At 52.1% G+C, this 20869-nt stretch carries 17 protein-coding genes; 12 read left to right on the top strand and 5 right to left on the bottom strand.

Annotation, left to right across the window (positions count from 1 at the left end; genetic code table 11):
- Positions 1–25: 25 nt before the first annotated feature.
- A complete protein-coding gene (locus tag HF685_RS04230; protein ID WP_168818433.1) occupies positions 26–1174 on the bottom strand; it encodes an alpha-hydroxy acid oxidase in 1149 nt (382 codons plus the stop codon).
- 127 nt (positions 1175–1301) lie between these two features.
- Between HF685_RS04230 and creD the strand changes: the two genes are divergently transcribed.
- Entirely contained in the window at positions 1302–2729 is a 1428-nt protein-coding gene (creD, locus tag HF685_RS04225) for a cell envelope integrity protein CreD (protein WP_168818432.1), read from the top strand.
- A gap of 14 nt (positions 2730–2743) precedes the next feature.
- Here creD and ypfJ read toward each other — a convergent pair whose 3' ends face one another.
- Entirely contained in the window at positions 2744–3649 is a 906-nt protein-coding gene (ypfJ, locus tag HF685_RS04220) for a KPN_02809 family neutral zinc metallopeptidase (protein WP_168818431.1), read from the bottom strand.
- A 126-nt stretch (positions 3650–3775) separates the two neighbouring features.
- Here ypfJ and HF685_RS04215 point away from each other — a divergent pair, with 126 nt between their 5' ends.
- The 3 genes from HF685_RS04215 to HF685_RS04205 all read left to right on the top strand — a co-directional run bounded on the left by HF685_RS04215 (position 3776) and on the right by HF685_RS04205 (position 6348).
- Positions 3776–4561 carry a 3-hydroxybutyrate dehydrogenase gene (locus HF685_RS04215; protein ID WP_168818430.1) on the top strand — a complete coding sequence of 262 codons (786 nt, stop codon included), beginning with the start codon at positions 3776–3778 and terminating at the stop codon, positions 4559–4561.
- Between the two features lie 64 nt (positions 4562–4625).
- Positions 4626–5954 (top strand): amidohydrolase, encoded by a 1329-nt coding sequence (locus tag HF685_RS04210; protein WP_168821228.1) that lies wholly within the window; start codon positions 4626–4628, stop codon positions 5952–5954.
- A 4-nt stretch (positions 5955–5958) separates the two neighbouring features.
- Complete coding sequence (locus HF685_RS04205) at positions 5959–6348, top strand: hypothetical protein (RefSeq protein WP_168818429.1); 390 nt, start codon at positions 5959–5961, stop codon at positions 6346–6348.
- A gap of 53 nt (positions 6349–6401) precedes the next feature.
- Here the strand turns inward: HF685_RS04205 and HF685_RS04200 are convergent, their stop codons facing one another.
- Complete coding sequence (locus HF685_RS04200) at positions 6402–6812, bottom strand: hypothetical protein (protein WP_168818428.1); 411 nt, start codon at positions 6810–6812, stop codon at positions 6402–6404.
- A gap of 169 nt (positions 6813–6981) precedes the next feature.
- Between HF685_RS04200 and HF685_RS04195 the strand changes: the two genes are divergently transcribed.
- The 5 genes from HF685_RS04195 (at position 6982) to HF685_RS04175 (ending at position 15407) form a co-directional block, all read left to right on the top strand.
- Positions 6982–8373 carry a helix-turn-helix domain-containing protein gene (locus HF685_RS04195; RefSeq protein ID WP_168818427.1) on the top strand — a complete coding sequence of 464 codons (1392 nt, stop codon included), beginning with the start codon at positions 6982–6984 and terminating at the stop codon, positions 8371–8373.
- Between the two features lie 163 nt (positions 8374–8536).
- Positions 8537–9925 carry a TIGR03013 family XrtA/PEP-CTERM system glycosyltransferase gene (locus HF685_RS04190; protein ID WP_168818426.1) on the top strand — a complete coding sequence of 463 codons (1389 nt, stop codon included), beginning with the start codon at positions 8537–8539 and terminating at the stop codon, positions 9923–9925.
- Between the two features lies 1 nt (position 9926).
- Positions 9927–12023, top strand: a complete 2097-nt coding sequence (gene prsK, locus HF685_RS04185) for an XrtA/PEP-CTERM system histidine kinase PrsK (protein ID WP_168818425.1) — start codon at positions 9927–9929, stop codon at positions 12021–12023.
- A gap of 1 nt (position 12024) precedes the next feature.
- On the top strand, positions 12025–13407 hold the full coding sequence (gene prsR, locus HF685_RS04180; RefSeq protein ID WP_168818424.1) for a PEP-CTERM-box response regulator transcription factor: 1383 nt from the start codon (positions 12025–12027) through the stop codon (positions 13405–13407).
- Between the two features lie 2 nt (positions 13408–13409).
- Positions 13410–15407, top strand: coding sequence for a tetratricopeptide repeat protein (locus HF685_RS04175; RefSeq protein WP_168818423.1), 1998 nt, complete (start codon positions 13410–13412; stop codon positions 15405–15407).
- A 9-nt stretch (positions 15408–15416) separates the two neighbouring features.
- On the opposite strand, the gene HF685_RS04170 is transcribed toward HF685_RS04175, so the two are convergent.
- Both HF685_RS04170 and HF685_RS04165 read right to left on the bottom strand, forming a co-directional pair.
- Positions 15417–15761, bottom strand: a complete 345-nt coding sequence (locus tag HF685_RS04170; protein ID WP_168818422.1) for a GntR family transcriptional regulator — start codon at positions 15759–15761, stop codon at positions 15417–15419.
- Positions 15762–15848: 87 nt separating this feature from the next.
- Positions 15849–16427, bottom strand: a complete 579-nt coding sequence (locus HF685_RS04165) for a nitroreductase family protein (RefSeq protein WP_168818421.1) — start codon at positions 16425–16427, stop codon at positions 15849–15851.
- Between the two features lie 153 nt (positions 16428–16580).
- Here HF685_RS04165 and HF685_RS04160 point away from each other — a divergent pair, with 153 nt between their 5' ends.
- The 3 genes from HF685_RS04160 to HF685_RS04150 are packed head-to-tail and all read left to right on the top strand — an operon-like array spanning position 16581 to position 20869.
- On the top strand, positions 16581–18164 hold the full coding sequence (locus tag HF685_RS04160; protein ID WP_168818420.1) for a peptide MFS transporter: 1584 nt from the start codon (positions 16581–16583) through the stop codon (positions 18162–18164).
- Positions 18165–18179: 15 nt separating this feature from the next.
- Positions 18180–19577 (top strand): amidohydrolase, encoded by a 1398-nt coding sequence (locus tag HF685_RS04155; protein WP_168818419.1) that lies wholly within the window; start codon positions 18180–18182, stop codon positions 19575–19577.
- Positions 19574–20869, top strand: a complete 1296-nt coding sequence (locus tag HF685_RS04150; RefSeq protein ID WP_168818418.1) for an amidohydrolase family protein — start codon at positions 19574–19576, stop codon at positions 20867–20869. The genes HF685_RS04155 and HF685_RS04150 overlap by 4 nt, the downstream gene beginning before the upstream one ends.

Here is a 20869-nt window from a genome sequence, read left to right as displayed (position 1 = left end):
GTCCTGTTCCCTTTTTCGCCGTCTTTTACCGCCAGCGCAATTTGTCTCGATTCAACTGATCAACGGATGTTACCCCCATAAGTTTCATGTCGCGCTCGATTTCAGCTTGCAGCAATCCGAGGATTCGCTCAACCCCCGGCTGTCCGGATGCTGCCAGAGCATAAAGATAGAGCCTGCCGCCTGAGCATGCCTTCGCCCCGACACTGAGTGCTTTTAGAATATGGCTGCCCCGGGTGATGCCGCCATCGCAGATAACATCAAGCTTGTCGCCGACTGCATCGCAAATCTCTGCAAGCTGATCAAACGGCGCGCGACTGCCGTCAAGTTGACGCCCGCCATGATTGGACACCATGATCGCGGTCGCGCCAATATCGACGGCGCGCTTGGCATCTTCGACCGACATGATCCCCTTGAGACAAAATTGGCCGCCCCAGTCCTTGCGGATTTCCTCGGCCATTTTCCAGTCGAGCGACTGGTCGAGCATATTGGTGAAATAGTCGGCGACTGATTTGGGAACGCTGGTGCCTTCCGAGACATGATCCTTCAGGTTGGAGAGCTCAAACTTCTCGCGAAACATATAGTTCAGTCCCCAGGCGGGTTTGGCGGCGTAGCTCCAGAAACTGGTAGGGGTGATTTTGGGCGGGCTGGTGAAGCCGGAACGCAGGCACCGCTCGCGATTGCCGCCTACAATAGTGTCGACAGTGAGCGTCAACGCATCAAACTGCGCCGCCTTGCAACGCTCCACCATGGATTTGTTGAGCGCCTTGTCCTTGTGAACATAAAGTTGGAACATTTTGGGTGTGCTGATGCTCTCACCAATTTGTTCGATGCTGACGGTACCGAGGGATGAGATACCGAAGAACGTGCCGAATTTCTCTGCGGCACGGGCAACCGCACGCTCGCCTTGCCAATGGAACAGGCGCTGGAGGGCGGTCGGAGAAAGGAACAAGGGCATTGCAAGCTTCTGCCCCATGACCTCGACACTCATGTCAATATCCTGCACACCGGCCAGCACATTGGGCACCAGATCGCAGCGTTCATAGGCCTCGGTATTGCGCCGCCGTGTCACCTCATCATCCGCCGCGCCGTCGATATAATCAAATATCGGAAAGGGCAGGCGTCTTTTCGCGAGGCTGCGAAAGTCGTTCACATTGTGGCAATCCGTAATATTCATAAGGGCCTTTCGATTCGGCGTACGTGTGCCTCAATTCGTCGCAGAGAGTAACAGTAACACGCGATGACTTTAGACGATCACAGGCGTCTCGCAAGCAGCGTTTGCTGCGATCAAAGAGGGAAATATCATGACTGAAATACACGAAGGAGACTCTGAATCAGAGCCCGAACTATCAAAGCCGGAGCGATCCCCCGGCGCGAAGTTTTTGCTCGTTATATTAATGGGCTTTCTGATCACCATACCTCTGCTGACGGTCTGGGCGCTCAATTATGACCGACAGAGCCAAAGCGAAACCGCCAAACAATCGATCACCTCTGCCTGGGGTGGGAAGCAGGTCTTTGCCGGTCCAAAAATCGTTTTGCCATATCAAGCCAAGATTTCGGAATCGGTCGAAGAAAACGGTAAAACGGTAACGCGGACAAATACCGTGACCCGCGAATTATTCGTTGCGCCTGACAAGATTGAACTGGCCAGTGATCTTTCGCCGGAAACCAAGAGCCGGTCGATCTATGAGGTGATCCTTTATAATACCAACGTCACCGGATCAGCCACTTTCATCTTGCCTGATGATCTGGATCGCTATGGTGTGACTAAAGACCAGATTGATTTTAGCCGCGCGGAATTGCGTTTCGGGTTGTCTGACGCGCGCGGGCTGGCTGGCGATAATAAAGTCACCGTCAACGGCGAAGCTGCCAAGCTACAGCCAGGCAAGGGATTGGGCGAAACCGGCAATAGCGGTTTCTTCGCCTTTGTGGATGGAGCGGTTCTGGCCGATGGTGAGATCAAGGCCGATTTCGATGTCCGGTTCAAAGGCCATCAAAGCCTGACGGTTGTTCCACATGCCGGGCAGACCAACTGGTCGGTGAAATCCAAATGGCCGCACCCAAGCTTTGTCGGCAGCTTCCTGCCAAAGAGCGAGGTCAAGCCAACCGGATTTCAGGCGGATTATGACATTGCCAATCTGGCTTTGGGAAAATCACTGATTTCGACCGAGCCGGGTCAGATCGTCAATGCAGTGACAGAAGCGGATCGCATCTATTATCCTGAAGGCGTGCAGAGCGGTGCCAATAGCAGCGTGACTGTAGATTTGATTGATCCTGTCGACCTTTACAGTCAGGTGGACCGGGCGACCAAATATGGCTTCCTGATCATCGGCTTTACCTTTGTGGCCTTTCTGTTGTTCGATTTGATCGGTGGAATTCGAATATCGTCGGTGCAGTATATTTTGGTTGGTGTGGCGCTGGTATTATTCTTCGTGCTGCTGCTAGCCTTTGCCGAGATAATCGGATTTGCGTTGGCATATGTGGCTGCATCGATCGGAACAATCGGACTGATCACGGCCTATTCCGCCTCGGTGTTGTCCAGTTGGCGAAAGGCATCAATCATCGGCGGACTACTGGCAGCTCTTTATGGCGCGATCTACATTCTGCTGAGCCTTGAAGCTTACTCGCTGCTTATCGGTTCACTACTGATTTTCGCAGCACTGGCTGGCGTCATGTACGTCACCCGGCGGCTCGACTGGTCAAGCTCGCTGAAGCGGCCAAAAATCGGCTGACCGTATATTAAAGACTAGCGCACCGCGCCTCGTGCAAATGTATCGCACGAGGCTGGGTCGCCAGTCTGCATACCTTTGCGGAGCCAGGCCATGCGTTGTTCGGAAGTTCCGTGGGTGAACATGCTTTCGATCGGTGTCTGGCCTGCGCCCCGCATCAGTGTATCATCACCGATAGCATGGGCCGCATTCAGGCCTTCTTCGACATCACCCGGTTCCATGCGGCTTGCGTTTTGCGCCGCCCAAACTCCGGCATAGCAATCCGCCTGCAATTCCATGCGCACCTGTAGCGCATTGCCTTCTGCCTTGCTGGCACGTTGCTGCTGGTTGCGCACTTGAGTCGCAACACCGCTCAGATTCTGGATGTGATGACCAACTTCGTGGGCAATGACGTAGGCCTGAGCAAAGTCGCCTTTCGCTCCCATGCGGGTCTGCATTTCGTCGAAAAAAGACGTGTCGAGATAGATGCCTTGATCAGCGGGGCAATAGAACGGACCGGAAGCCGAACTGGCAGAACCGCATCCATTGGAACTCACGCCGCCCTGATAAAAATTGATGGTCGTCGGTTTATATTGTGAGCCATTTTGTTGAAACAGTTTTGACCATGTCTGTTCGGTAGATGCCAGCACGCGGCCGGCGAATTGTTCCTCTGCGGTATCATAGACTGTGCCGCTTCCAGAACCGGATGGCAGACTGCCTGATCCGCTGCCCAGCATACTCGCGCCACCGCCGAAATAGAGGAACGCCGCCGCCGCACCGCCGATCAGCAGCATCGTGCCGCAACCCATTTTACGGCCAAGAAGCATGGGCAGGAAACTGAGGAGCAAACCGAGTCCGCCACCGCCACCACCGCCAAAACTGCGACCGCCACCGCTGCCGTGATCACGGGCATTTTTGCTGGGGTCCAGATCATCTAAGCGCATAATACTCTCCTGTTGCGAACAGAATTGCTCGAATTGCCCACAAAGAGCAAGTGTCAAACACACAAACGCATTGGAATGCGGGTCAGTTCCCGCTAGTCCACTATGAGTACTATTTGGAGAATATGGATGTTTCTAAAGGGTAAGACGGCGCTGATCACAGGATCCACTTCCGGCATTGGTGGTGGATACGCAAAAGCCTTGGCGGCAGAGGGTGCTACCGTGATGATCAATGGCTTTGGCGATAAAAGCGAAATTGATACGCTGTGCCAGGAGTTGGAATCCTTGAGCGGGGTCAAAGCTGCTTACAGCAATGCCGACATGACCAAACCGGAAGAAATACGGCAAATGTGTGCCGATTGCGCTGAACAGCTTGGTGTGGTCGACATCTTGATCAACAATGCCGGCATCCAGCATGTTGCGCCGGTCGACGAGTTTCCCGAAGACAAATGGGACGCGATTATGGACATCATCTGTAACAGTGCATTCCACACAACCAAAGCGGTGTTGCCAGGAATGAAAGAAAAGGGCTGGGGGCGGATCATAAACACCGGCTCCATGCACAGTACAGTCGCTAGCCCTTATAAGTCAGCCTATAACGCAGCGAAACATGCCATTCTCGGTTTTAGCAAAACCGTTGCATTGGAAGTCGCTGCACAAGGGATTACCGTCAACACAATTTCACCTGGCTACACTTGGACGCCGCTAATCGAAGGGCAGATTCCCAATACTATGAAGGTGAGGGGGTTGTCGCGCGAGCAAGTCATCAACGATGTTCTGCTTGCACCGCAACCGACAAAGGAATTTGTACAGATTGAGCAGATTGCGGCCTTGGCCGTATTCCTGTGCCAGGAAAACTCTCGTTCGATAACGGGCGCAAACATGAACATTGATGGTGGATGGACCGCGCAGTAAATTTACCTGACAAACGCGCAAAATCGCTTTAGCCTGTGAATAATATAAATTTCCGGGGAAAATGATGCTTAGAATTACAAAACTTGCTTTCGTGTTAGCAGCTTCAACGCTAGCTATCACCCCTGCGCAAGCCGATGCGCTTAACGATGCAATCAAGGCGGACTTGCCTTCATTGATGGAGATTTATCGCGATCTCCACGCAAATCCCGAGTTAAGTGGCGAAGAATTCCAGACCGCCGCAAAACTGGCTACAGAAGCAAGGCGGCTTGGCTTTGCCGTCACGGAGAAAGTGGGCGGGACCGGCGTAGTTGCAGTCATGAAAAATGGTGAGGGCCCGACGGTTATGATACGGGCCGATATGGACGGCTTACCGCTCGTAGAAAAGACCGGCTTGCCATTTGCATCAAAAGTGATGGCGAAAACGCGTCAGGGCATTGATACCGGTGTTATGCATGCTTGCGGTCATGACACGCATATGACTGGTTGGGTCGGCACGGCGCGCCAACTCGTCGCGCGCAAAGATGAATGGTCCGGTACATTGGTGATGATCTTGCAGCCGGCAGAAGAAACCGGTGAGGGCGCTAAGGCGATGCTGGATGACGGCCTTTACACGCGTTTTCCGAAACCCGATTATGCTTTGGCCTTTCATGATGCGGCAGGCGCGCCTGCCGGCTATATCGGTTATGCACCGGGCTTTGCCTTGGCGAACGTCGATAGCGTGGATATTGAGATTCCAGGCGTTGGCGGTCACGGCGCTTATCCGCATACGAGCAAAGACCCGATCGTATTGGCGTCGCGGATTGTTGGCGCGCTGCAAACTCTGGTCAGCCGCGAAATTGACCCGCAAGATTCCGCAGTTGTGACAGTCGGTAGTTTTCAAGCCGGTTTCAAACATAATATCATTCCCGACAAAGCAAATTTGCTGCTCACAGTCCGCAGCTATTCCGATGAAACCCGTGCTAAATTGCTTGATGGAATAAAACGTATCGCGATCGGCGAAGCGGAGGCGGCTGGCATGCCGAAAGATAAAATGCCGACCGTAACAACGCGCGATGACGAGTTTACGCCAGCAACCTATAATTCTCCGGAATTCAGCGTGGAGATGGCCAAGATTTTTGAAGAACGGTTTGGCAAAGATCGCGTTCGGCAATCCAAGCCCGTCATGGGCGGTGAAGATTTTAGCCGCTTCCGTCGAGCCGATGAGTCGATCAAAAGCATGATCTTCTGGGTTGGTGGTGTACCAATGGCTGAATATCTCGCAGCGGAAAAAGAAGGCACCAAATTGCCATCTCTGCACAGTCCGCTTTGGGCGCCTGATGCTGAAAAGGTTATTGCTACCGGCGCAGAAGCGCTGACCGCTGCTGCATTGAATTTGATGAAAAAAAGTCGCTGATACGATGATTTTGTCGCAAGGTTCTCTCGTGCTGATTTTGGCCGGTGTGATGCAGAACCAGAGCGCTGAATTGCCAGCCCCTGTCGCACAAATAAACGCCGACTATTTTGAAGGCCGTTGGTCTTTTGCAGAAGAGACATGCGAGATGCCAAGCAACTGGACTTTGCTGGCAGGCGGAAACTTTATTTCGGAAGATTTGACCGGAACATGGGCTTGGGGCGATGGCAAGCTGGACTTGCGCCTAAATGATTTAGCGTTGGATGAAGAGACAGGGGAACCGGGTGGTAAATTCCAGATGGAAGGTCCAGTGGAGATCAAGAGCCCCGATCAGTTTAGGATGATCGTTGAACCTGATGTCTACGAAATGCTGCGGTGTAAAACAGGCGCTCCATAAATCGTCATGGTTGCAGAGTTGCGTTTACCTAAAGCTGCTTCATTCTTCTATTGCTATTGATCAAGAGCGATTGGATTCTCGGCGCTGCCGCGCTGGCCCGGTTTGGGGCTGTCTGGGTGAACAGGACCCCTATATTCTGGTGCCCTCTCCACTTGCCTAACGGTATCATTTGATCTCGAAGCACTTGCAACGTCTTCACTCTTACTGTCGTCATTGTCGTTGTCTTCGTCACTATTTTCTTCATAATTTATGTCGGTGCTAACCATCGGTTCTCCGAACACAAACTCTTCCTCGGCATCGTCACCGTCGTCAACTTCCCATTGATAATTTTTGCTAGCTTTGGCCTTTGGCGTTTTGATGCTCTCGACTTCAACCGGAGCGGGATCATCTTCTTTTTCGACCGGAGTAAACAAATAGGTCAAAAGACCGACCGAAACGACTAGAGCTGCTGCTTCTTTGAACATGATGGAACCATTTCAATTTGATATTTGCGCCAATGTTTAGGCAATGGCGGTTAAGATAATCTTACGGGCGAAACATGCTATTGATGCACATCAGTCAAAGCAGCATTGTAAATTCCTAAAAAGGAGGGCATATACTCAGTCAATTTGTAAATTAGTTTACAGGATTTTCATGACTGATCGAAAATTATACGCCGGTGCTGCAATCAAGCGTTTGCGCAGAAGTGCTGGTATGACGCAGGTTGCGTTGTCGGCGGCGCTCGATATTTCACCGAGTTATCTCAATCTTATTGAGCGTAATCAAAGGCCGCTCAGTGCGCGCTTGATGCTGTTGCTCGCAGATCGTTTTGATTTTGATCCCCGGAAATTGGTGGCAGCGGAACCCGGCGGCGGTGTTAACGGCTTATCGCGCCGATTTGCAGACCCACTCTTTCAAGACTTGACGGTCGACCGCACAGAACTGGAGGAATGGCTTGTTGCCGCACCCAACGCAGTCGAGGCATTTGTGCGTTTGTTCGATCAGCGTGACAGCGGTTCGCCAATAAATACTTTCAAGGTGGCTGACCCTATTCAAATGGTGCGACGGGAAATTGAAAAATGGCGTAACCATTTCGCTGATCTGGACGCCATTGCAGAATCTCTGGCTGATGAACTGCGTTTGGGAGCAGGCGATCTCTACGGCGCGATCGCCGAGAGGCTTCGCGTAAAACATCAACTTACCATTCGTATACTCCCTGAAACAGTCATGCCCGACAAGCTCCGCCGATTGGACTTGCATGCACGGCAGTTGCAATTGTCGGAAATGCTGGACTCTGCCTCGCGAACATTTCAAGCAGCTTTGCTTTTGGGACAAATAGAAGCGCAATCGGAAATTGACGGATTGGTTGCGGGAGGCAAGTTTGAAGACCGCGCGGCGGAACGACTTTATCGCCGCCATTTGACCAACTATTTTGCTGCTGGGATCATGATGCCCTATGCACGTTTTTTGCGAGCCTGCGAGCAAACAGGATATCGTATTCAAGTGCTGCAACGGCGCTTTGGCGCCGGTTTTGAGCAGGTGGCACACCGGTTGACGACTTTGCAGCGGGTTGGCGCGAGAGGCTTGCCGTTCTTCATGTTACGGATTGATCGCTCGGGACAAATTTCGAAGCGATATGCCGGGGCCAGCAATGCACCGTTGGTGGAAAGCATCAATCGCTGCCCTCTTTGGAATATTCATCGCGCTTTCGAACGGCCTGCTGAGGTGCAAACACAACTGCTAGCTTTAGAAGATGGATCGCGCTGGTTTACATTGTCGCGCGCGGTGCAGGGTATAGGATCTGGCGCTGGCGGCTATACACCTGAATTTGTAATCGGGCTTGGAGTTGCCGGCGATATGGCCGCTTCGCTGTTTCATGCAAATGGAATCGATTTGTCACCGGAAAAAGCGACGCCGATAGGGCTAGGCTGTCCGGCATGCACCAGAGTGCAATGTTCCCAAAGATCAGCACCACCGGTCAGCCGCGCATTGAAATTTGATGATCGGGAGCGCGGATTGGCACCATATAGTTTCGCGGGGGACTGAAATAATTGCGCGCGACTTTTTCGTATTTTGACCAAAACGCCGTCGGTAAATTATACAATTCCACTGATTTGGTAGGAAAATTTGATTTTTCGGTGTAAAATTAACCGACAGCTTACCATTGCTTGCTACTGCTACCGTTCTGACAAGAAAGTACGCGCACGTAATGATCAGGTTGTTTAAACATTATATTCCCTACCCGGTGTTGTTTCTAGGCTTGCTGGACTTCCTGCTACTGGTGCTGGCAGCCGAGCTGGGTTGGCTGTTTCGCGCTAGCCAGATCGGCATGGCCATGGGGTCAATCTATGAACGTCCCGGCCCGGTATTCAGCTTTGCAGTCGCGATACAATTGGCGATCGTTGCGGTCGGCGTTTATGGAAATGAATCTCTTCAATCACTGCGCTTTGCTGCTGCCAGGATATTGGTTGCCATATCTTTGGGTGTCATATTTCTGTCGTTAATGGCCTTTGCTTTACCCGGCATCACTTTGTGGCGATCAAACTCACTATACGCCATGATTTTGGCGATATTTTTCCTGATGACTATCCGAATGATGCTAGGAACAATGCTCGATAGCGCCGTTTTCAAACGCAGGCTGCTCATTTTGGGCTCTGGTCAAAGAGCCCAACGAATAGCTGATCTAGCTGCGCGACCCGAAAGCGGTTTCATCGTTGCAGGCTATGTTAACATGAATGAAGGGCCTGTCAAAGTTACCGAGGCGATCAATCGATCGGATATTGATGATTTGCCCCAGCATGTGATCAATTTGGAGGTGAGCGAAGTCGTTCTGGCATTGGAAGAGCGCCGAAACAGCTTACCTGTGTCTGACTTGCTGACCATCAAAACGACGGGTGTCCATGTCAATGATATGTCGAGCTTTCTAGAGAGGGAAACCGGGCGTGTCGATCTTGATAGCGTAAACCCCAGCTGGTTTATCTTTTCTGACGGGTTTTCCTCGGGACGCAGAATTTCAACGATGTTCAAGCGCGGATTTGATATTTTCCTGAGTTTGCTGCTACTTGTCCTTACAGGTCCGGTCATTCTCATTTTCGCGGTTTTGGTTAAGCTGGAAAGCAAAGGCGGAGCCTTTTTTAAGCAAGAGCGAGTTGGGCTATACGGCCAAAAATTCAGTATATTGAAGCTGCGTTCGATGCGTGCCAATGCGGAAGTTGCAGGTCAAGCCGTTTGGGCCAGTGAAAATGACCCGCGCATCACGCGCGTTGGCAATTTCATCAGGAAGGTTCGCATTGATGAGCTTCCGCAAGCTTGGAGCGTGCTAAAAGGCGAAATGAGCTTTGTTGGTCCGCGTCCTGAACGGCCGCAGTTCGTCGATGATCTGCAAACAAAAATGCCATTTTATGCCGAACGTCATATCGTGAAGCCAGGGATTACCGGTTGGGCCCAGATCAACTATCCTTACGGAGCATCAATTGAGGATAGTCGTCACAAACTGGAATATGATCTCTACTACGCAAAAAATTACACACCGTTTCTTGACCTCCTGATTTTGTTGCAAACCATCAGGGTCGTTTTGTGGCCCGAGGGTGTCAGATAGGATGGATTCTCTACTCGGTCAGATAAGCATATTCGGGCACGGTCTCGCGGCCGCGCTTTTTGCTGCACTGGCTATTTGGCAATTCCAGCGAAAAGCTGGACGCAACAATGCGCAAACTTCACTGATCGTCGCGATCGGCCTTACCAGTTTCTGGGCTCTCACGATTGCTGTGGAAGGTGCGTTTTCACCTATTTCCAACTTTAGTGAATCGCTGCGAAACCTCGGCTGGCTCTCCTTCATGTTCGTTCTTTTGAGAGCGGGTGAGGGACGCGATGAACCGAAGACAGTCAATATTATTTATGCCGCGCTTTTTTTGGTTTTGGTAGGCCAAATTGTAGTCGACTCGCTTCTGCCAATACTTGCGGGGAGCCCCCGATTGGTTGGAATGGCGGCATATACATCGCTGGTCCTACGGATGATATTTGCCGTCGGGGCATTGGTGCTCGTGCACAACCTCTATTCGATATCGGCTCCTGAAACGCGCTGGGGAATCCGTCTGCCGATGGCTTCACTGGCCGCCATCTGGACTTATGATCTCAACCTCTTCACGATCACCTATCTCACTCAGGAATTCCCTACAGAATTAGCGGCTATGCGAGGACTTGCAATGGCATGCATTGCGCCCATTCTCGCGCTCGCATCGGTTCGCAATACCGATTGGAACCTAAAGCTTTCACGTAGCGTTGCGTTTCGTTCTCTGTCTCTTGTGGCTATTGGTGGCTATCTTTTGATGATGGTAGTCATCGCTACTGCGTTGCAGATTATCGGTGGCGACTATGCGCGCTTGGCCCAGATTAGTTTTATATTTGGTACCTCGATCGCAGCGCTATTGCTTCTTCCATCTGGAAAATTTCACGCATGGCTCAAGGTGAAACTAGTCAAAAATTTCTTCCAGCATCGCTACGATTATCGCGCTGAATGGATAAGATTCACTGATACGATCGGAATGCCTGGGGATGAAAGTGCGCCTTTTCATGAAAGGGTTGTGAAAGCTATTGCAGACATAACAGATTCCCCGGCGGGCATTTTGTTGATGCCGGATGATACCGGGCGGCTTTCTTTGCAGTCTCGCTGGAATTGGCCGACTATCAGGATCCCTGCAAGAGCATGTACCACCCAGACTATCCCGTTTTTTGAGCAAACCGGCCATATCGTGGAATTCGACGCCTTGCGCGCGGATAAAGATGATCAATGCGACGGTAGCGCAATTCCAGAATGGATGATCAACAATGAGCAGACCTGGGTCGCGGTGCCACTGGTTCATTTCGACCGACTGGCAGGCATTGTTCTGCTTGCCAGACCTCGGATAAACCGCACTTTGGATTGGGAAGATCTCGACATGTTGCGCGTCGTTGGCCGGCAAGTTGCCAGCTATCTTGCCGAGGCTCGCAGTCAGGAATCCCTGTCTGAAGCGCAACGCTTTGATGAATTTAATCGCCGGATGGCGTTTGTGATGCACGACATAAAAAATCTGGTCAGCCAGCTGAGCCTATTGGCGCGCAACGCCAAACGTCATGCCGACAACCCCGAGTTTCAGCAGGACATGATCGAAACACTGCAAGATTCGGCTGAAAAAATGAACGGACTTTTGGCGAGGCTTTCCCAGCATAACAAAGCGAAGCCAGAAGAACCGCGTCCGGTGAGAGTTGCCGTTTTGTTGCAATCAATCATCGAGAAAAAACGCTTGCTTCACGCTATTGAGAGCACCCAGATTGATGATCTTACAGTGATGGCAGACCCTGCGCGGGTTGACCAGATATTAGGTCATCTTATCCAGAATGCGATTGATGCGAGCCCGGAAGGGCAGCCAATTGTGATGAACGCAAGGCGTCGTGACCTCAGTGTCGCGATTGAAGTGCAGGATCAGGGAAACGGCATGTCGAGTGAATTTATCCGCAGCCAGTTATTCAAGCCATTTGCCTCCAGCAAAGAAGGTGGTTTTGGTATTGGGGCCTATGAAGCGCGATCGTTGGCTATGGCGATGAACGGACGATTGGAAGTGGAAAGCAAAGAGGGAGCGGGAAGCCGCTTCACTCTAATTCTGCCACTGGCAAAAGAATTGGCAGACGAGAATTTAGCAGATGAAAGGGCCGCGTAAAATGGCTGATAAGAGTCCAAACCGACGTGAAAAATTGCTGATTGTTGAGGATGACCCCGGTCTTCAGAAGCAGCTCAAATGGGCCTATGAAGATTTTGACGTGTTTATCGCCGGAGACCGTGAGACCGCGATCAACTTGCTCCGCTCGGAGGAACCAGATGTGGTGACTTTGGATCTCGGCCTGCCGCCTGATCCAGATGGGACGACCGAAGGTTTTGCCACCATGGATGCCATTCTCAGTTTGAAACCAGATACGAAAGTCATCGTCGCCTCCGGTCACGGGGAAAAAAATAGCGCATTGCGGGCAATTGCCAGCGGCGCTTGGGATTTCTATCAAAAGCCGGTTGATATTGATGAACTGGGTCTCATTGTCCGCCGGGCTTTTCACGTTCGGAAACTGGAACAGGAGAACGCCCATCTTGCCACCCAGGGTGATGGTGGTGACCGTGTTTTGGGTCAGATCATTACCGGTGCGCCGGAAATGCTGAAAGTTGCGCGCATGATCGAGCGTGTCGCCAATACCAATGCGTCAGTAATGCTGCTTGGCGCAAGTGGCACCGGCAAAGAACTGCTTGCCAAAGGATTGCACGATGCCAGTGATCGGCGCGATAAATCGTTTGTGGCGATCAACTGCGCCGCCATTCCTGAAAATCTGCTTGAATCTGAATTGTTCGGGCATGAAAAAGGCGCATTTACGGGCGCAATCAAAACGACCGAGGGCAAGATCGAGCAAGCCAACGGCGGAACTCTATTTCTAGATGAAGTGGGCGATATTCCGCTTCCGCTGCAGGTTAAATTGCTGCGTTTCATTCAAGAACGGGTTGTTGAACGTATCGGCGGACGCAAGCCAATAGCCGTAGATACGCGTATCGTATGCGCCACCCACCAAGATCTGGAATCGATGATCGTTGAAAATACATTCCGAGAAGATTTATACTATCGGCTCGCCGAGATCGTAATCAAAATACCGGCATTGTCCGAACGCGCTGGAGACGCAAGTCTTTTGGCGCGGCATTTCCAGAAGAAATTTGCGGAAGAGATTAATCCAGCGGTCAAGGGAATCGCGCCGGACGCATTGGCTGCGCTGGAAGCCTGGAAATGGCCCGGAAACGTTAGGGAACTGGAGAACCGGATCAAGCGGGCAGTGATTATGGCGGATGGGAAAATGATCGCCGCTAATGATCTCGACCTTGATTTCAGTGATGATGAACCGGTTGATTTGCTGAATTTGAAAGCGGCTCGCGAAGCGGCCGACAGAGCGGCAATCATTCGCGCGATTTCGCAGACAGATGGAAATATCTCCAATGCTGCCAAGCTGCTCGGCATCAGCCGCCCGACGCTTTATGATTTGCTCAAGCAATATCAGTTGCAGCAGGCCAGCTAAAAATGGTTTTTGGCTCGTCTCTTAAAAGTCGCGGCAAGACGATTGTGATATCCAGTTTTCTGGCGTTATCACTGAGCGCTTTACCCAGCGCTACACAGGCTGCGAGCGAAGGCAATGAGGATGCGAGAGAGGCTTTTGCCCAAGCGCAGGATTTTCGATCACGCGGCGATGTCCGGTCAGCACGCATCGCTTTGATGAATGCGATAAAGTCTGACCCGCAGTGGATTGATGCCCGGGTTCTACAGGCCGAAGTTTTGCTAAAACTGTTTGACGGGATAGGTGCACAAGCGGAACTTGATAAAGCGATTGGCCTGGGCCTTGATCCTTCAAATGTGCGCCACTTATACGGCCATGCATTGCAGCTGCAGGGAAAATTTAACAAAGCCAAAGATCAGCTTTTCGCTGATGATATTCCCGAGCAAAGCCAAGCCTATGCTGCGCGGATTATGGGTCGTACCGCTTTGCAAATGGGTGACGATACGCTTGCCAGCCAAGCGTTTGATCGCGCCATCCAATTGGATGCTACCAATCCTGATCTATGGGTAGATATTGCAAGATTTCGGGCTGGGTCTGGTGACCAGGCGGGAGCCATTGCTGCCGTTGATGAAGCGGTAAAGCTGGAACCACAGAATATCCGCGCGCTCCAGTATCGCGGTGAATTGCTGCGTTTTCAATTTGGATTGGGCGCAGCACTGCCATGGTTTGAACGCGCTTTGCAAATTGATCCTAACGATGTGGCGTTGCTCACGGAATATGCGGCAACCCTGGGTGACATGGGGCGGATGAAAGATATGCTGGTCATCGCTCGCAAAATTATCGCGCTAGATGGCCATAACCCTCGGGCCTATTTCATGCAGTCTGTTTTGGCCGCAAGGGCAGGTCAATATAAGCTGGCGCGCGCGTTGATGCTCAAAACAGAAGGCCGACTGGATAATCTGGCTTCGGCCCTGCTTGTGCAAGGCATAATTGAACATGGCGAGGGCAATCATAACGCCGCAGTCGACAAATTCCGCCGATTGGTGACGGTTCAACCGCAAAACCGTCGCGCCCAGAATTTGCTAGCGCGTGCGCTTTATTTGGCAGGAGACGCTGAAGATGCGGTCATGGTTCTAAAACCGCAAGTCAATGCTAGTGGCGCTGAGCCTTATGCTTTGTGGCTGGTAGGCAGGGCGCTAGAAGCTCTTGGAAATCGCGAAGAAGCGACTGGCGTTTTCAATCGCGCAGCGATCCATAACGTGGGCGAACCCGGTGCTTTCCAACCTGACGTGCCGATGAATGTCCTTGCCGCAGAAGCGAGCCGAAATCCCAATAATGCTCGTGTGGTGATTCCTTATATTCGCGCCCTGTATAATGCTGGAAATTTCGAAGCGGCATTTTCGCAGGCCAAGCGTTTACAAGGTAGCAATCCCGGCGCGAGCGATGCGCATATCCTCGTGGCGGACACGGCGATGGGGCGGGGAGATTATGACGAGGCGTTGAACGCCCTTGAACGGGCCCGGCAAATCCGGTTTTCCGAGCCGGTGATGCTCAGGATTGTAGAAGCTCTGCGGGCCAAAGGCGCCATGCAGCAATCCGGCGAAGTGCTGGCGCAATATCTCAATTATAACCCCAGCAGTGTCGCGGGTTTGCGGTGGATGGCCTATTCCCATCTGGAAACCGAAAATTGGGAAGTGGCACGGTATATATTAGAAAATCTGCGCAAGCGCATTGGCGAAAATGACGCGTTGATCATGGCGGGTCTGGCGCAGGCCTATACTGGACTGGGGCAAACCGAAAATGCTATCGCTGCTGGCCGGATTGCTTACCGGGTGCAGCCATCAAGTCCGGTGGTTTCCCATCTTTATGGCTTAGCTGTTCTTGCGGATGGGAAGCGTACCAAAGATGCTGTGGATCTCATAAAAAAAGCTGTCGAGATAGCGCCTGAGAACATCGCCTACCGACATAGCCTGACACGCGCTTATGCGGTTCTTCGGGAAACCGAAAAGACGGCTAAAAGTTAACAGCCGGTTTCAGGCATCGCTTTTCAGCAGATCATCGATGCTGATATCAAGCCGCTTCATCTGGCGCTCAACTGGCGGCCAGATATTTTTGACAAAATCCTGACGCTGGGCATCACGCAATTTTGAAACGGCGCCCGTAGCGACGAACATACCTACACCGCGCTTCACCGTTACGAGACCGTCTTCCTGAAATCCCTGATAGGCTTTTGCGACTGTGAGCGGATTTGCGCCCTGATCCGCAGCAAAGGTGCGTACAGACGGCAACATATCACCCTCTTTATACTCACCATCAAGGATCGATTCGGAGATAATATCCCGCAATTTCAGGTAAACAGGTTTGCTTGCGTTGTTCATACTGCATCACTGCCATAATACAGCGATGCAGGCAAGGGATAAGTCTGGATTTTCTGATATTTAGTTTTGGAAGTGACTGATTGGTTTTCAACCATCCCACTTTGACAATATCTGGCTCAGTTCCGGACGTGGGCGTTCTTTCAATTCTGCTGATGCGGTACCAATAAAAATGAAGCCTGCGATTTTTTGAGGGGTTTTTCCAAATAAATCCCGGACATCATCGTTAAAGGCTGGCCAGCCGGTAATCCAGCTTCCGACAAAGCCGGTTGCATGAACTGCATGAATCAGATTCATGCAAAAAGCACCGCAGCTTAACTCCTGTTCCCATAGCGGGATTTTGCTCGATTGATCCGGTGTGGAAAGCACGATGAGCAAGGTCGGGGCTTCATTGGATATTTTATCGAGCGCTTCCAATTCGAGGCGTCCGGCTCCCGGAGTTTCCTTGAGATAGGCAGCGGTCATGCCTTCTACTAGCCGGTCCCGCTGATCCTTTCCCACAGAAACCACACGCCATGGTGCGAGCTTGCCATGATCTGGCGTTCGCATCGCCATCTCGACGATTTTTTCGATCTGTGTGTCGCTGGGCCCCGGTGCTATCATTTCACGTGGGCGTCCCGAGCGTCGGCTGGCCAAATAGCTGGCAAGGCTGGATAGATCGTTGAACATTGTCCACACTTTGTGTGTGCCAGTCGTGATTGCAAGCAGCTTTTTAGTCTCGCTTGTAACAATATGCTTCACTTGCGACATTTTTTCATTAGGGTGCGGTTCAACTGGGCTGCATTAGATAGCTCAAAATGTAATTTTACGGGGAGCCGCTTAATGTCAGGTGCGTATCAAGAATCCGGAGATGCAAGAGGAACATTCCTTGGGCATCCAAAAGGACTGTTTGTTCTATTTTTTGCCGAAATGTGGGAGCGTTTCTCCTACTATGGCATGCGCGCCTTGCTTATCTTCTATCTTGTCCAGCATTGGATGTTTTCCGATAGTGAAGCGGGTATCATTTACGGTGCCTATACCGCGCTGGTTTATATCACGCCGGTTGTTGGTGGCTATTTGGCGGATCGCTATCTCGGGCAGCGCAAGGCTGTGGCGTTCGGTGCATTACTGCTGACATTCGGCCATTTCCTGATGGCTTTTGAGGGTGACGGAGGCGGCCAGGCCGATGCTGCAATCAATATTTTCTGGTTGGCTCTGGCATTCATCATTGTCGGTTCCGGGTTTTTGAAAGCCAACATCTCGGTGATGGTAGGACAGCTCTATACCCGTACAGATATTCGCCGTGACCCCGCCTACACCATATTCTACATGGGTATTAACCTCGGCGCTGCGCTCGGTGCAATTATCGCCGGCTGGTTGGGACAAACCTATGGCTGGTCCTATGGTTTCGGAGCCGCCGGTATTGGTATGTTGCTTGGCCTCGTGGTATTCATCTGGGGCAAGCCATTGCTTGTGGGTCGAGGAGAGTCGTCCGATCCAGCGCGTCTTGAAAGCAAAGTGGCGGGAATTAAATTCGAATGGCTGCTCTATTTGGGTAGCTTTGCCACAGTCGGGTTGATCTGGATATTAATTCAATATCAGGCACTCGTTGGGTCATTGCTCGGCATCGCGGGCGCAATTTTAGTGCTCTATGTCCTTTATACTGCCGTTGCGAAATTGGCACCGGAAGACCGTGATAGAATCTTTGCCGCGATGTTCCTGATTTTTGGCTCCATCCTGTTCTGGGCATTGTTTGAGCAGGCAGGCTCCTCGCTTAACCTGTTCACTGACCGCAGCGTTGATCGCAGTATCTTTGGTATTGAAGTCCCCGCTTCTGTGTTCCAATCGATCAATGCAATTTACATTGTGCTGTTGGCTCCGATATTCGCAATATTGTGGACATGGCTGGGCCGACGCGGTCTGGAGCCATCCGCCCCGGCGAAATTCGGATTGGGCCTGATTCAGCTCGGATTGGGCTTTCTGGTTTTGGTCGCTGGCGCTTTGGCCGCCGGAACGGGTAACTTAACGCCAGTGATTTTCATCTTCCTAATTTATCTCCTGCATACAACCGGTGAGCTTTGTCTGTCGCCGGTTGGTCTCAGCGCAATGAACCGTCTGGCTCCGGCCCATATGGCCAGTCTTATAATGGGTACATGGTTCTTTGCATCGGCAACCGGTAACTTTGCCGCTGGCCTGATTGCTGCAGCCGTTGGTGCGGAAGGGGCGGGGCCAGATCGCGTTCTTGATGTATATTCGACAGTTGGTTGGGTTGCGGTAGGCGTTGGCGTTCTGGTGATCGTGATATCGCCGCTCATCAAGAAACTGATGCACCTTGATACACTGCAGGATGCCGATGCGCATCTTGAGGGTGAGGGCGAAATCGGCGAACCAGCGGCTGCTGGTATCCATCCTGCGACAAAAGCTTAATCTTAAGGGGTAAAAATGAAGTCTGGAGCATTGCTGGCGGTATTGGCCGCGGGGTCGCTTGTGGCAGGATGCGCGGCTACGGCTGCTGAAACGGAAACCGCGAGCGCTTCGAGCGCATCATCTTCCAAACCGGTCAGGGTTGCATTCCCATCTACCTACAAGGGCTATCCCGCTGAAGAAACTCTCATCATCCCGGTCACGGTGATCGATGGTGAGGGCGGTCAATTTGAGAATGGCTGGGTCCATATGACAGACGGCAAGATCAAGGCAGTCGGCGGCCCAACTTCGATGCCACCAGATGTTGTGAACCAGATTAGCGGTGTCGGAAAATATGTAACACCGGGCATTATTGATGTGCACAGCCACCTTGGAGATTATCCGACGCCCAGTGTCGACGCGCATAGCGATGGCAACGAGGCAACGTCTCCAGCCACACCGGAGGTTTGGGCAGAACATAGTGTTTGGCCGCAAGACCCCGGTTTCTCGCGCGCTATGGCAAATGGGGGAATTACTTCGCTACAAATTCTTCCTGGCTCAGCCAATCTATTCGGCGGGCGTTCGGTCACGCTCAAAAACGTGCCGTCGCGCACAGTGCAGGGCATGAAATTCCCCGGCGCGCCTTATGGTTTGAAAATGGCCTGCGGCGAGAATCCAAAGCGGGTCTATGGTGGCAAGGGACGTATGCCCTCAACCCGGATGGGTAGCCTTGCGGTGAACCGCCAGACATGGATTGACGCGCAGGAATATCGCGAAAAGATGAAGGGCGCAAAACCGCCCAAACGGGACCTTGCCAAGGAAACGCTTGCTGGCGTTCTCAACGGCGAGATACTGGTTCATAACCATTGCTACCGCGCCGACGAGATGTACCAGGTCATCGATATGGCGAAGGAATTTGGCTATAAGGTAACGGCATTTCACCATGCGGTCGAAAGTTATAAAATTGCCGACATATTAGCGAAAGAAGGCATTTGTTCGGCAATGTGGGCAGATTGGTGGGGCTTCAAGATGGAAGCCTATGATGCCATTCCGGAAAATGCAGCGCTGGTCTATAATGCCGGTGCCTGCACGATCATACATTCCGATGACGAGAACCAGATCCAGCGCCTCAATCAGGAAACAGCAAAAGCGCTTGCCGATGGTCGCGCTATGGGACTTGAGATCAGCGATGCCGAGGCGATGAAATGGATCACCTACAACGCTGCTAAGGCCCTTGGTATTGAAGACCAGACCGGCAGCCTGAAAGCAGGCAAGATGGCCGATGTCGTGCTCTGGAACGGCAATCCATTGAGCGTATATTCCCGACCGGAAAAGGTCTGGATTGATGGCGCTTTGCTGTTTGACAGCAATGATCCTGCACGCAGGCCCGTGAGCGATTTCGAGCTTGGTCAGCCTGGTGAAGGAGACGTGAAATGATGAAATTTGGCGCTCTTCTGCTCTCATCAATTGCTCTCACGGCCGCTTCTGCTGCGGCGGAAACTATTGCGATCACCGGCGGTAAAGTTGTGATCGGGGACGGTACTGCTCCGATTGATGGCGGTACGGTGATCATGACCAATGATCGTGTTGTTGCCGCCGGTCTCAATATCGCAATTCCAGCCAATGCGCGCCGGATCGACGCGTCTGGAAAGTGGGTTACGCCAGGTATTTTTGCAGGGTTCAGCCGGGTCGGGCTGGTTGAGGTCGGAGCGGTTAGCCAAACCAATGATGTCAATGCGCGGGGCTCTGTTTTTTCATCAGCAATTGATGTGCAATATGCGGTCAATCCATTCGCTTCGGCGGTATCCGTTAACCGCGCTGCGGGCGTGACCCGAGCGGTGGTATCTCCAAGCACTGCAACGTCAATATTCGGGGGTTATGGCGCGATTATTGACCTTGGCCAGGATAATTCACCGATCACCAAGGCCAAGGCATTCCAGTTTGTCGAGCTTGGCGAAACCGGCCATAGCCGGGCAGGGGGGAGCCGCGCCGCAACGCACATCCTGTTTCGTGCACTACTTGATGAAGCAAGCAGTTACGCGCGCGCGCCAGCGAGTTTTGAAAGCGATTTGCTAACCAAGTCCGACGCGAAGGCATTGCTGCCGGTTATTAATGGTAGCGTCCAGCTTTTGGTTCATGTCGAAAGCGCGAATGATATATTAAAGGTGCTCGATATCAAAAAAGAGTTTCCGGCATTGAATATGGTACTCGTCGGTGCGAGCGAAGGTTGGCGTGTGGCGAATGAGATCGCCGCTGCGCGTGTTCCGGTTTTGGCATCAGCGCTCAATGATCTCCCGGATCGTTTTGAAAGCCTGTCTGCAACCCAATCCAATATTGGCCGGATGAAGGCCGCTGGCGTCAATGTGGCCATTGGAATGATCAATGATCGCGATGAACATCAACTGCGCTATTCTGTCCAATATGCGGGTAACTTGGTGGCGCTTAATAAAGTGCCACGGGCGACCGGACTAAGTTGGGATGAAGCATTTGCCGCGATCAGTTCGAAACCGGCTGAAATCATGGGTATGGGCGCGCAGCTTGGTTCGTTGAAAGCGGGACGCAAGGGCGATGTAGTGATTTGGACAGGTGACCCATTAGAGCTTTCGACGCAAGTCGAGATGGTGTTTGTTGATGGCGTGCAGCAGTCACTATCCAATCGTCAGGAACGCTTGCGGGAACGTTACCGTAACCCGGCTCCTGGTTCTCTGCCAAAGGCCTATGACCGCTAA

This window comes from Parasphingorhabdus halotolerans, assembly GCF_012516475.1.
GTDB classification, from domain to species: Bacteria; Pseudomonadota; Alphaproteobacteria; order Sphingomonadales; family Sphingomonadaceae; genus Parasphingorhabdus; species Parasphingorhabdus halotolerans.
This window is presented reverse-complemented; position numbering and strand designations above follow the sequence as displayed.

What these genes read in the sequence shown, in the direction of transcription:
- HF685_RS04160 (WP_168818420.1), top strand. Translation starts at nt 16,581, where the DNA reads ATGTCAGGTGCGTATCAAGAATCCGGAGATGCAAGAGGAACATTCCTT.
- creD (WP_168818432.1), top strand. Translation starts at nt 1,302, where the DNA reads ATGACTGAAATACACGAAGGAGACTCTGAATCAGAGCCCGAACTATCA.
- HF685_RS04175 (WP_168818423.1), top strand. Translation starts at nt 13,410, where the DNA reads ATGGTTTTTGGCTCGTCTCTTAAAAGTCGCGGCAAGACGATTGTGATA.
- HF685_RS04190 (WP_168818426.1), top strand. Translation starts at nt 8,537, where the DNA reads ATGATCAGGTTGTTTAAACATTATATTCCCTACCCGGTGTTGTTTCTA.
- ypfJ (WP_168818431.1), bottom strand. Translation starts at nt 3,649, where the DNA reads ATGCGCTTAGATGATCTGGACCCCAGCAAAAATGCCCGTGATCACGGC.
- prsK (WP_168818425.1), top strand. Translation starts at nt 9,927, where the DNA reads ATGGATTCTCTACTCGGTCAGATAAGCATATTCGGGCACGGTCTCGCG.
- HF685_RS04210 (WP_168821228.1), top strand. Translation starts at nt 4,626, where the DNA reads ATGCTTAGAATTACAAAACTTGCTTTCGTGTTAGCAGCTTCAACGCTA.
- prsR (WP_168818424.1), top strand. Translation starts at nt 12,025, where the DNA reads ATGGCTGATAAGAGTCCAAACCGACGTGAAAAATTGCTGATTGTTGAG.
- HF685_RS04155 (WP_168818419.1), top strand. Translation starts at nt 18,180, where the DNA reads ATGAAGTCTGGAGCATTGCTGGCGGTATTGGCCGCGGGGTCGCTTGTG.
- HF685_RS04205 (WP_168818429.1), top strand. Translation starts at nt 5,959, where the DNA reads ATGATTTTGTCGCAAGGTTCTCTCGTGCTGATTTTGGCCGGTGTGATG.
- HF685_RS04195 (WP_168818427.1), top strand. Translation starts at nt 6,982, where the DNA reads ATGACTGATCGAAAATTATACGCCGGTGCTGCAATCAAGCGTTTGCGC.
- HF685_RS04150 (WP_168818418.1), top strand. Translation starts at nt 19,574, where the DNA reads ATGATGAAATTTGGCGCTCTTCTGCTCTCATCAATTGCTCTCACGGCC.
- HF685_RS04230 (WP_168818433.1), bottom strand. Translation starts at nt 1,174, where the DNA reads ATGAATATTACGGATTGCCACAATGTGAACGACTTTCGCAGCCTCGCG.
- HF685_RS04215 (WP_168818430.1), top strand. Translation starts at nt 3,776, where the DNA reads ATGTTTCTAAAGGGTAAGACGGCGCTGATCACAGGATCCACTTCCGGC.
- HF685_RS04170 (WP_168818422.1), bottom strand. Translation starts at nt 15,761, where the DNA reads ATGAACAACGCAAGCAAACCTGTTTACCTGAAATTGCGGGATATTATC.
- HF685_RS04200 (WP_168818428.1), bottom strand. Translation starts at nt 6,812, where the DNA reads ATGTTCAAAGAAGCAGCAGCTCTAGTCGTTTCGGTCGGTCTTTTGACC.
- HF685_RS04165 (WP_168818421.1), bottom strand. Translation starts at nt 16,427, where the DNA reads ATGTTCAACGATCTATCCAGCCTTGCCAGCTATTTGGCCAGCCGACGC.